Annotated in this window: 9 protein-coding genes and 1 rRNA gene; 2 read left to right on the top strand and 8 right to left on the bottom strand. The window is 52.6% G+C overall.

The features are described 5' to 3' along the window. From CPA50_RS18420 to CPA50_RS18440, 5 genes are all read right to left on the bottom strand, one after another. A 16S ribosomal RNA gene (locus CPA50_RS18420) occupies positions 1-794 on the bottom strand; the annotation flags it as partial. Between the two features lie 538 nt (positions 795-1,332). Beyond that, on the bottom strand, positions 1,333-2,202 hold the full coding sequence (pssA, locus tag CPA50_RS18425) for a CDP-diacylglycerol--serine O-phosphatidyltransferase (RefSeq protein WP_096784018.1): 870 nt from the start codon (positions 2,200-2,202) through the stop codon (positions 1,333-1,335). Between the two features lie 89 nt (positions 2,203-2,291). Further along, on the bottom strand, positions 2,292-3,308 hold the full coding sequence (gene ilvC, locus CPA50_RS18430) for a ketol-acid reductoisomerase (protein ID WP_096784019.1): 1,017 nt from the start codon (positions 3,306-3,308) through the stop codon (positions 2,292-2,294). A 65-nt stretch (positions 3,309-3,373) separates the two neighbouring features. Beyond that, complete coding sequence (gene ilvN, locus CPA50_RS18435; RefSeq protein WP_096784020.1) at positions 3,374-3,865, bottom strand: acetolactate synthase small subunit; 492 nt, start codon at positions 3,863-3,865, stop codon at positions 3,374-3,376. A 2-nt stretch (positions 3,866-3,867) separates the two neighbouring features. Continuing rightward, a complete protein-coding gene (locus tag CPA50_RS18440) occupies positions 3,868-5,586 on the bottom strand; it encodes an acetolactate synthase 3 large subunit (RefSeq protein WP_096784021.1) in 1,719 nt (572 codons plus the stop codon). A 516-nt stretch (positions 5,587-6,102) separates the two neighbouring features. Here CPA50_RS18440 and CPA50_RS18445 point away from each other — a divergent pair. Next, positions 6,103-6,567: a DUF4124 domain-containing protein gene (locus CPA50_RS18445; protein WP_096784154.1), complete on the top strand. Its 465-nt coding sequence runs from the start codon at positions 6,103-6,105 to the stop codon at positions 6,565-6,567. 72 nt (positions 6,568-6,639) lie between these two features. Here CPA50_RS18445 and clpB read toward each other — a convergent pair whose 3' ends face one another. The 3 genes from clpB to rluD form a co-directional block, all read right to left on the bottom strand. Next, complete coding sequence (gene clpB / locus CPA50_RS18450) at positions 6,640-9,216, bottom strand: ATP-dependent chaperone ClpB (protein ID WP_096784022.1); 2,577 nt, start codon at positions 9,214-9,216, stop codon at positions 6,640-6,642. A 134-nt stretch (positions 9,217-9,350) separates the two neighbouring features. After that, positions 9,351-10,118, bottom strand: coding sequence for a peptidoglycan editing factor PgeF (gene pgeF / locus CPA50_RS18455; RefSeq protein ID WP_096784023.1), 768 nt, complete (start codon positions 10,116-10,118; stop codon positions 9,351-9,353). After that, a complete protein-coding gene (gene rluD, locus CPA50_RS18460) occupies positions 10,108-11,085 on the bottom strand; it encodes a 23S rRNA pseudouridine(1911/1915/1917) synthase RluD (RefSeq protein ID WP_096784024.1) in 978 nt (325 codons plus the stop codon). Before rluD ends, pgeF begins: the two co-directional genes overlap by 11 nt. A gap of 155 nt (positions 11,086-11,240) precedes the next feature. On the opposite strand from rluD, the gene CPA50_RS18465 reads away from it, so the two are divergent. Beyond that, positions 11,241-12,074, top strand: a complete 834-nt coding sequence (locus tag CPA50_RS18465) for an outer membrane protein assembly factor BamD (protein WP_096784155.1) — start codon at positions 11,241-11,243, stop codon at positions 12,072-12,074. The last annotated feature ends 3 nt before the right edge of the window (positions 12,075-12,077 follow it).

The raw sequence follows: 12,077 nt of genomic DNA on the forward strand, positions 1-12,077 counted from the left end.
GGTATCTAATCCTTTTTGCTCCCCACGCTTTCGCACCTCAGTGTCAGTGTTGGTCCAGGTAGCCGNCTTCGCCACTGGTGTTCCTTCCTATATCTACGCATTTCACCGCTACACAGGAAATTCCACTACCCTCTACCACACTCTAGCCGAGCAGTTCGAAGTGCCGTTCCCAGGTTAAGCCCGGGGCTTTCACATCTCGCTTACTCAACCACCTACGCGCGCTTTACGCCCAGTAATTCCGATTAACGCTTGCACCCTCCGTATTACCGCGGCTGCTGGCACGGAGTTAGCCGGTGCTTCTTCTGTGAGTAACGTCAATCCTCCAGAGTATTAATCTGAAAGCCTTCCTCCTCACTGAAAGTGCTTTACAACCCGAAAGCCTTCTTCACACACGCGGCATGGCTGGATCAGGGTTGCCCCCATTGTCCAATATTCCCCACTGCTGCCTCCCGTAGGAGTTCGGGCCGTGTCTCAGTCCCGATGTGGCTGATCATCCTCTCAGACCAGCTACGGATCGTCGCCTTGGTGGGCCATTACCCCACCAACTAGCTAATCCGACTTAGGCTCATCCAATAGCGCAAGGTCCGAAGATCCCCTGCTTTCCCCAAAAGGGCGTATGCGGTATTAATCCGGGTTTCCCCGGGCTATCCCCCACTACTGGGCAGATTCCTAAGCATTACTCACCCGTCCGCCGCTCGACGCCTGGTAGCAAGCTACCATCGTTTCCGCTCGACTTGCATGTGTTAAGCCTGCCGCCAGCGTTCAATCTGAGCCATGATCAAACTCTTCAGTTTAAATCATACAAGAATCCGAAGATTCTTAATTCTTGCTCAAGACAAAACTCAATTTTCGACGAGTCGCTTGCCTTGGTATTTCTTGTCGAAATACTCCAGCCAGCGCCCACACGAATTACTTGGTCAATTTGTTAAAGAGCGTTTGAGCCGTTGCTCAATCAAGGAGGCGTATTCTACTTTCTCTCGCCGCCTTGTCAACCGTTTTTTTCGAGNCGTTTCAGAAGCTTTCCTTCCAAAACCACCGATACTTACCGGCTGATTCATACTTGATTCCGAGGGGCGTATTCTACATCGAATCCCGACCCTGTCAACCGTTATCTCGAAGAATNCTGAAAGCTTTTTCTTCAACATTTTCAAACGGTTAACTCTCTCAAAACACTCCGCTGCTCCGGTGTGTCCCTCAAGCGAGATGCGCATTCTACAGAGCTGGGCGCAGGTGTCAACGGCCACTTTCAGTTAATTCTGCCGGACTTCGGTTTCCACTTATAAAACCACCCGTTCAACGGCAGAATCGGTTGAAAATCGCACCTCTATTCCTTTAAACCTCCGAATCCTGCTTACCGGCTTTCGCCGACCGGCGACGCGGCTTTCCCCGGAATAGCGCGCGAACAGGTCCCGACGCCGCATAAATCAGAAAACCAGTGAATAGTACTGTAGCCGGATCCAGAGCAATAACCACAAGAATCAGGACGACAAGCAGAATTGCAGCGAAAGGAACGCGGCCGCGCAGATCAAGGTCCTTGAAACTACGATACAACACGTTACTGACCATCAAGACTCCCGTACCACCCACAACGACGACTGTCAGTAATGTCAGCCAGCTCGAAGGCTCAAAAGCATGAAAACACCATACCAGGCCAGCAACGCATGCCGCAGCCGCAGGGCTGGGCAGTCCCACGAAAAACTTTTTATCAACAGAGCCTATCTGCGTATTGAATCGAGCCAGACGCAGCGCTGCACCAGCAACGTATATGAACGTAATGGCCCAACCGATTTTATCCAGGCTGTTAAGAGACCAAAAGAATGCTACAAATCCGGGAGCGACACCAAAGGCAACCATATCTGCGAGGCTGTCATACTCCTCACCGAATTTGCTCTGGGTATTGGTCATTCGGGCAACCCGCCCATCAAGACCATCGAGAATCATGGACACAAATATAGCGATGGCAGCATTATCGAAAACACCGCCCGCCGCAGAAACAACCGCGTAGAACCCAGAAAACAACGACGCCGTTGTAAGTGCGTTAGGCAGAAGGTATATCCCCTTCCTGCGTACTGGCGCACCTTCAACAAGCTCTTCTTCAACCACTTCGCCCGGTTCGATATCACAATCGACGGCCGAGCAGGAAGTCGGTTTGGACTCACCGGCCACGGAGCCCGGTTCAGCATCTTTTCTTTCTTCAGTCATTCCCATTACTCCGGAAAGTATTTGGGCGAAGTATATACGAAAAACGCGGCCACCCGGGCCGCGTTTCGTTAAACCAAGCAGAACTCCGCTTAGTTTTTATCCTTATCTACAATCTTGTTTGCAGAGATCCACGGCATCATTCCGCGAAGCTTTTCGCCTGTTACTTCAATCTCATGAGCTGCATTCTGACGACGGCGAGCTGTCATGGACGGGTAACCAAGGGCACCTTCCGAAATAAACATCTTCGCGTACTCGCCACTCTGAATACGCTTCAGTGCATTACGCATGGCTTCACGGGACTGCTCGTTGATAACCTCAGGACCAGTAACATACTCTCCATACTCTGCATTGTTAGAGATGGAGTAGTTCATGTTGGCGATGCCGCCCTCGTACATCAGGTCTACAATAAGCTTCAGTTCGTGCAGACACTCAAAGTACGCCATTTCCGGCGCATACCCTGCTTCAGTCAGAGTCTCAAAACCGGCCTTTACCAGCTCAACAGCACCACCACACAGAACGGCCTGTTCGCCGAACAGATCGGTTTCAGTTTCGTCCTTGAAGGTTGTTTCAATGATGCCAGTACGACCACCACCGATACCGCTGGCGTATGACAGGGACAGATTCTTGGCGTTGCCTGAAGCGTCCTGGAAGATCGCAATCAAATCAGGAATGCCGCCACCATTGGCGAACTCAGTACGAACGGTGTGACCAGGCGCCTTGGGCGCAACCATAATAACATCCAGATCCTTACGCGGAACGATCTGGTTGTAGTGAATAGCAAAACCATGTGCAAACGCCAGGGTTGCGCCCTGCTTCAGATTCGGCTCGATTTCAGCTTTGTACAGCTGGGACTGGAACTCATCCGGAGTCAGAACCATAACTACATCAGCAGCAGCAACTGCAGATGGCACATCGCTGGTCTTCAGGCCGTAGGCTTCTGCCTTGGCGATAGAAGAAGACCCGGGGCGCAGACCTACAGTTACATCAACACCGGACTCTTTCAGGTTGCACGCATGCGCATGACCCTGTGAGCCAAAACCGATGATGGCAACTTTCTTGCCCTGGATGATAGAAAGATCGCAATCCTTATCGTAATAAACCTGCATAACAAACCTCTGTTATTTGTGGCGGCCTTTCAAAAGGCCAGACCGTTCGTAATATATGAAAACGCTTAAAGGCTCAAAACCTTCTCGCCTCTGGCGATTCCGGAAACGCCAGAGCGCACTACCTCAAGAACACCCGACGTACCGATAGCCTGAATAAAGCCATCCAGCTTGTCGCTGTCACCCGCTAACTGAACCGTATAGACAGAACTTGTCACATCAACAATCTGCCCCCGGAAAATATCTACCGTGCGCTTTATTTCAGCGCGCTGAGAGCCTGTCGCCTTGAGCTTGACCAACATCAGTTCCCGCTCAATGTGCGGACCTTCAGTCAAATCTACCAGCTTGACCACTTCAACGAGCTTGTTCAGCTGCTTGGTGATCTGCTCAATAACCCGATCAGAACCGGATGTGGTAACCGTCAGCCGGGATAAGGTTTCATCCTCCGTGGGCGCGACAGTCAGCGTCTCAATGTTGTAGTTCCGCTGCGAAAACAGCCCGACCACACGAGACAGGGCGCCCGGTTCATTTTCAAGCAACACAGAAATGATTCGACGCATGATCACACCCTCTCCGTCTTGCTGATCCACATATCCTTCATGCAGCCGCGGGCAACCTGCATCGGATATACGTGCTCAAAACGATCAACCTGAATGTCCACGAAAACCAGCTTGTCTTTCATGGCCAGAACTTCTTTGAGCATCGGCTCCAGATCTTCTTTTCTGTCGATCCGGACACCCACATGCCCGTATGCTTCCGCCAGCTTGATAAAGTCTGGCAAGGATTCCATATACGAATGTGAGTGGCGGGACTCGTAGTTCATGTCCTGCCACTGCCTCACCATACCCAGAGACTGGTTATTCAGGTTGATGATTTTCACCGGCAGATTGTACTGCTTGCAGGTAGACAGCTCCTGAATATTCATCTGGATACTGCCCTCACCGGTAATGCAAAGCACTTCATCATCCGGGTGAGTCAGCTTTACTCCCATAGCTGCAGGCAAGCCGAAGCCCATAGTCCCCAGACCACCTGAGTTGATCCAACGATTGGGCTTGTCGAACTTGTAGTATTGGGCTGCGAACATCTGATGCTGCCCTACGTCGGAAGTAACAAATGCATCGCCCTTGGTAAGACGGCACAGCATTTCGATCACTTCCTGAGGCTTGATTACATCCGGACTGGTTTCATAGCGCATACCGTGGAAGGCTCGCCATTCATCGATCTGCTTCCACCACGATGCAAGAGCCTCCGCATCCGGCTTTTCCTTACTCTCTTTGACCAGCGCAATCATTTCCTTGAGAACAGCATCAACAGGCCCGACAATCGGGACATCTGCATCTATTGTTTTGGAGATGGACGCCGGATCAATATCAATATGAATAATCCGTGCACCAGGACAGAATTTTTCAGTTGCGTTGGTTACGCGATCATCAAACCGGGCACCGACCGCCAGGATAAGATCCGAGTGGTGCATCGCCATATTGGCTTCATATGTTCCATGCATACCCAGCCAGCCGAGATGCTGCTTGTCACTGGCCGGATAACAACCAATACCCATCAGGGTGTTGGTGATCGGAAAACCCAGTTTGTGCACCAGGTCGGTCAACTGGTCCGAAGCCTTACCTAGAATAACTCCGCCGCCGGCATAAATGATCGGACGACGAGCCGCCAACATCATGTCTACCGCTTTTTTGATCTGCCCCGCGTGACCGCGTATTGCCGGATTGTAAGATCGAAGTTTGACCTTCTTCGGATAAGCATACTCAAAGCGCTCATTCGGTGCGGTCATATCCTTGGGAATATCAACAACAACAGGCCCGGGACGACCAGTCGACGCAATGTAATACGCCTTACGGACAACCTCGGGAATCTCGGAAGGATGACGCACACTGAGGTTGTGCTTAACCACGGGCCGGGAAACACCAATCATGTCGGTTTCCTGAAAGGCATCTTCGCCGATCAGGGTAGACGCAACCTGGCCGCACAGAACCACCATCGGAATGGAGTCCATGAAAGCGGTCGCGATACCGGTAATAGTGTTGGTAGCTCCAGGACCGGAAGTGACAAGCACGGTTCCAGGCAGCCCGGTTGCACGGGCGTAGCCGTCAGCCATATGTACAGCTGCCTGCTCGTGCCTTACCAGAATATGCTTGACCTTATCCTGCCTGAACAACGCATCATAAATATGCAGGGCTGCGCCACCCGGATAGCCGTATATGTACTCGATCCCTTCATCCTGCAGGGAGCGGATCAGCATATCGGCGCCAGACAATAACTCCACGATTTTCTACCCTCTTCTACGAGTGAATGAGCCGGGCACATGCCCGATTGCCTGGATCCACGGTTTCCCTGCTTCTTTTGAAAGCGGAACCGGCTGCTCCACACCTTGTTAAGAGGTTGTCTCCTGGCCAGCCGCCCTCCTGAGGGTTGCGGAGAACGGCCAATCAACGGGTTGCACGTAAGCAACAACCATTCCGCGACAGATGCGCGGCACGCTCAGTGTGGTAAATAACAGGGGATACTTGCACGGGATTGCCGGCCGTATTAACCCCAGTCTTCAGGCAATCGGTAATTCTGACAGCGGGAAACTCCCTGTCAATAGCCTCTGCTGCTTTCTATGCCCATACTGACCAATGCTCTGGCATAATTAATCGCAACTGAGATGCATAGATTTGAACCAGGCGGAAGAAAATGCTTCGCTCAAATGGCATTATAGGAATACATGAAACAGAATAACGGGCCCGGATTTGCAGGCTGCGGCCTTGCCGGGAGCAGTGCACACACCACGAGTATAGCCATGAACAGAAAAACCCTGACGCTGACACTTTTGATGGCCTTAACACCTGGCATGGCCATGAGCGCCTCCGTATTCAAATGGACCGACGAAAATGGCGTGACACACTTTGGTGACCGCCAGCCCACAGGCGCAAATTCTGAAACAGTAAACGTTCGTTCCGGAACATCTTCGAGTGCCGCAGCCAGCCGACCCAGCCCTCAACAGCAACTTGGAGAGCTTCAGGAACAGCAAGAGGAAGAAGCTCAAAGAGAAAAGGAAACGGCAGTCGAAGCAGCTCGCCGCAAACAACGCGAGGCAAACTGCGAAACCGCCCGCACGAACCTGGACGTCATTAAAGACAATGCCCGGATTCGCATCAAGGAAGACGGTGAAATGCGTTACCTGACCCCGGAAGAAATCATTGAACAACGTAAGAAGCTGGAAAAAATTGCAGCTGAAAATTGCGAACCCGAAGCTCCACAATAAAGTCAGGACCTGACGGCAAAAAAAAGGGGGCAAAGCCTAGGCTCTGCCCCCTTGTATGCCCTAAAGCTCTGTTCAGGCCTTGTCGAAAACCAGCTTACCCCCCTCCACTTTAGCCAGGATCGTGTCGCCAGCAACAAAGTCACCTTTCAGCAACCTCTGAGCCAGAGGATTTTCGATCATCCGCTGAATTGCACGCTTGAGTGGTCGCGCGCCGTAAACCGGGTCATACCCCACTTCTGCCAGCAGATCCATGGCGGTTTCGTCCAGCTCCAGCTTCATATCCCGCTCTTGTAATCGTTTACCAAGAATCTCTATCTGGACTTTAGCGATACCATGTATCTGATCTTCCGCAAGCGGATGAAATACAACCACTTCATCAACACGGTTAATAAACTCCGGACGGAAGTGAGTACCCACTTCTTCCATCACGGCACTCTTCATGGACTCGTAATTCTCTTCTCCCGCCCTCTGCTGGATGATGTCCGAGCCAAGGTTAGATGTCATTACAATCACTGTATTACGGAAGTCTACTGTGCGGCCCTGGCCGTCCGTCAGGCGGCCGTCATCCAGCACCTGCAGAAGTATGTTAAATACATCCGGGTGCGCCTTCTCAACTTCGTCGAGCAGAAGCACAGAGTACGGGCGGCGACGAACCGCTTCAGTGAGGTACCCCCCCTCCTCGTAACCAACATAACCCGGGGGCGCACCAATCAAACGGGCAACAGAGTGCTTCTCCATAAACTCTGACATGTCAATACGCACCATGGCGTCGTCGGTGTCGAAAAGGAACGAAGCCAAAGCTTTACAAAGCTCGGTTTTACCCACTCCGGTTGGGCCCAGAAAGAGAAACGACCCATTTGGCCTGTTCGGATCTGAAAGGCCTGCCCGCGAACGACGAACAGCGTTCGAGACAGCTTCTACAGCCTCGTTCTGACCAATTACGCGATTATGCAATGCATCTTCCATGCGCATCAGTTTGTCGCGCTCGCCTTCAAGCATCTTGGAGACCGGAATTCCCGTCCACTTGGATACCACTTCCGCAATTTCCTCATCGGTAACGCGGTTTCTCAGGAGTTTCATTTCCATCATTTCTGCCTGGCTCGCCATATCCAGCTGGCGCTCCAGCTCCGGAATGCGACCGTACTGCAGTTCAGACATCTTGCCCAGATCCCCTGCCCGCCGAGCGTTTTCCAGATCAATGCGGGCTTGCTCAAGCTGACTCTTGATTTTCTGGGAACCCTGCAACGCAGCTTTTTCGGTGTTCCATACTTCCTCAAGGTCTGCGTACTCACGCTCAATACCCTGAATCACCCCGGACAACTCTTCCAGGCGCTTCTTCGATGCCGCGTCCGTTTCCTTTTTCAAGGCTTCACGCTCAATTTTGAGCTGAATCAGCCTGCGCTCGAGGCGATCAAGGGGCTCCGGCTTCGAGTCCATCTCCATACGAATCTGGCTGGCCGCTTCATCGATCAGGTCAATGGCCTTATCCGGCAGTTGACGGTCCGTTATGTAACGCTGTGACAACTTGGCGGCAGCAATAATCGCTCCGTCGGTCACTTCTACACCGTGGTGCACCTCATAACGCTCTTTCAAACCACGAAGGATCGCAACCGTATCTTCTTCACTCGGCTCGGCCACCAGCACCTTCTGGAACCGACGCTCCAAGGCTGCGTCTTTCTCAATATTTTCACGATACTCGTTCAACGTGGTGGCGCCCACGCAATGCAACTCACCACGTGCCAAAGCAGGCTTCAGCATATTGCCCGCATCCATAGAACCTTCGGCTTTACCCGCACCCACCATGGTATGAATTTCGTCGATAAACAGGATGATCTGGCCTTCCTGTTTGGCAAGCTCACTCAACACTGCTTTCAGGCGCTCTTCAAACTCGCCCCTGAACTTGGCACCCGCAATAAGCGAGCCCATATCCAAGGACAAAACCCGCTTGTTTTTCAGGCCTTCCGGTACCTCACCGTTTACAATCCGCTGCGCCAGGCCTTCCGCGATTGCAGTTTTACCAACCCCTGGCTCACCAATCAGAACCGGGTTGTTTTTACGCCGACGCTGCAACACCTGAATAGTGCGACGAATTTCATCATCGCGACCTATCACCGGATCAAGTTTCCCCGCTTCCGCTCTCTCGGTCAGATCAATCGTGTACTTCGACAAGGCCTGACGGTTTTCCTCTGCACCCGCATCATTCACTGTTTCACCACCCCGCACCGCATTAATAGCGTTTTCCAGCGCCGCTTTATCCACACCCTGCTCACGTAAAACCCGACCAAGCGTGCCCCTGTCTTCCAATGCGGCCAGCAGCATTAACTCACTCGAGATAAACTGGTCTTTGCGCTTCTGAGCCAACTTGTCGGCTATATTAAACAGGCGTCCCATGTCGTTTGACATGGCAACATCTCCAGCGCTGCCGCTTACTTCAGGCAGATCCTCAATTTCCTTCGCCACAGCCTGACGAACCCGGCCAGGCTCAGCACCCGCCTGCTTGAGAAGCGGTTTGATCGAACTACCCTTCTGGTCAAGCATCGCCTGCATTAAATGCAGGGGTTCGATAAAGTTATGATCCTTGCCTACAGCGAGTGACTGGGCATCGGCCAGCGCGGTTTGCAGAAGACTGGTAAGTTTGTCAATTCTCATGAATTTTTCCCCGATTTATCCGGCAAATGCGATCATTTATTATGCATTTTGCTTTCCTTTGACAACTAATGTAGGGGCATTCGGAGGAAGTTCAAGGTCAGCACCAAAGGCAACCGTCAGGAAATTGACATGGCTCAGTTTTTCCAGACGAGCGTTACCATACGGCCTGTCTGCCCATCACGCCGGTAAGAGTAGAAACGCTGAGTGTCGGCAACCGTGCAAAAATTACCGCCCGATATATTTTTGACGCCCAGCGCCTCGAGCCGCTGTCGGGCAAGACGGTATATGTCGGCCATATAATGGCCTTCGCGGGCACCCAACGAACTGAAAGCCACCTCGGACCGTGGGTCTTGTTCTATAAAAGCGGCTTTTACTTCAGGCCCGACCTCAAACGACTGCGGGCCTATTGCGGGCCCGAGCCAAGCCATCAGCGTTTTACCCGGCAACTCCATGCTGGCAACCAGATTTTCCAGGACTCCATTACAAAGACCCCGCCAACCAGCGTGAGCTGCAGCTACAGTGGTTCCATCCTGATCGCAAAGAATTACAGGCAAACAGTCTGCCGTGAGAATTGCACAGGCCCTGCCGGATACCCGGGTAAAGCATGCATCTGCGTCCGGAATACCAATGAGGCCTCCTGCAAACAGTTCGACAACCTCTGTGCCATGAACCTGATTTAACCACCCAAAGGCGTCAACCGGAAGACTACAAGCACCAGACAGCCTCAAACGGTTTTCGGCCACATGCTCCGGAATGTCGCCCACGTGGGCTCCCAGGTTCAGGCTCGCCCAGGGGGGCTGACTGACACCACCATCTCTGGTTGTGCACAGGGCACAGATATTCGGAGGCGCTGACCAGTCAGGGCGAATAAAGGTTAGCAAAGACGCAGCTTCAGAACTCATTACTCTCCAGTTCATGGGCATGCTTACGCAAAGCAGCGAGCAGGCCGACGAAATCCTCTGGCAAAGGTACATCCCAGCTCAGGGTTTCTCCGGTCTCCGGGTGTTCCAACGTGAGTTGGCGCGCATGCAGAGCCTGCCGGTGAAACGCCGATAACACTTCCCGCAACTCTTCCGTTGTACCCTTTGGCAGGCGCAGGCGACCACCATAAAGCGGATCACCAACCAGCGGGTGTTTTACATGAGCCATATGTACACGGATCTGATGAGTACGACCGCTTTCAAGTTTGCAACGCACATGGGTATGGGCAGCAAAGCGCTCAATCAGACGGTAGTGGGTTATTGCGGGCTTACCACTTTTGACCACCCCCATTTTTTTACGCTCATGGGGATGACGGCCAATGGGCGCATCCACTGTAGCACCACCTGTCAGGGTGCCTACGACAACTGCTTCGTACTCACGCCCCATAGTACGGGTCTGCAACTGACCTACCAGAGATGTATGAGCAATCAGGCTTCGAGCCACCACCATAACGCCGGAGGTGTCTTTATCAAGACGATGGACGATGCCCGCACGGGGCAGATTTTCCACTTCTGGCGCGTAGTTCAGAAGCGCGTTCACCAGTGTGCCATCAGCATGACCAGCAGCCGGATGAACAACCAGACCAGCGGGTTTATTGATCACGAGAATGTGTTCGTCTTCATAGACGATATCCAGGCTGATTGCTTCGGCCTGCCAGGTCACCTGAGCCTCAGGCTCAGCGTCAAGCTCCAGCCGGTCGCTCAGCATAACCTTGTCTCTTGGCTTGCGAACTTCGCCGTTTACCGTTAGCGCGCCGCTGCGAATCCATGACTGCAGGCGCGAACGGGAATGCTCCGGCATGAGTTCAGCAGCAGCCTGATCCAGGCGCCGGTCACTGAGAGCGGGCGGCACAGAAAAACTGGCAATTATTCGGTTTTCAGATGACATTAAGCCCCCGGGGCCTTGTGTGTGTTACGTTTCAGTCAGAATATTTGAAGCATCTGGGGTGTACACTCTACTTGGATTACGTGAGACTGCACATGAGACAAGTTCCCCGCTACAATACCGCACTCGAATTTATCGACATTATACGGGATTCCGGCATGAGATCAGGTTTTCGTTTACTGCTACTTTCCACACTGGTTGTACTGATCAGTGCCTGCGCGTCACACAAGCAGGAGGAAGTATTGCCGGAGAAGCTTTACTACGACAATGCCCGCCAGGCAATGAATTCAGGCAACTTCAACGAAGCCGAACAGAACCTTGATGCTCTGGAGACATACTATCCGTTCGGTCGCTACGCCGAACAGGCACAGCTTGATCTTATTTATGCCCGCTATCAGAACCTGGACCTTGAAGGCTCCAGGGCGGCAGCAGACCGTTTTTTGCGCCTGAACCCTCAGAGCGAACACGCTGATTATGCACTTTATATGCGCGGCCTCGCTTCCTATAATCTCGACATAGGACTGGCAGCGCGTTACCTCCCTATTGATGTCGCAGCACGGAACCCGGGGGAGCAACAGCAAGCATTTCGTGATTTCAGCGAACTACTGAACCGCTACCCGGAAAGCGCATACGCCTCCGACGCACGCCAGCGCATGATTGCTGTTCGCAACCGTATGGCAGAGCTGGAGTTATACGCTGCACGCTACTATATCAAGCGCGAAGCCTACGTTGCCGCCAATAACAGGGCACGCTTCATCATAGAGAGCTTTCCTTCATCACCGGCTGTCGAAGATGCCTTGATTATCCTTGCAGAAACCTTCGATTTTCTGAAGTTCAAAAAAGGCTCTCAGGATGCAATCGCCCTGCTTCGTCAGAACTTTCCGGAAAGTGATGCATTCAACAGCGACGGCGAATTCGAGGCCAACCTGCTGAAACGCGAGAACCGCTCGCTTTCCAGCGTAGTTACCTTCGGTCTAATGGGCGACGAGTAGTCT

It is taken from the genome of Marinobacter sp. ANT_B65 (assembly GCF_002407605.1).
Lineage (GTDB): Bacteria > Pseudomonadota > Gammaproteobacteria > Pseudomonadales > Oleiphilaceae > Marinobacter.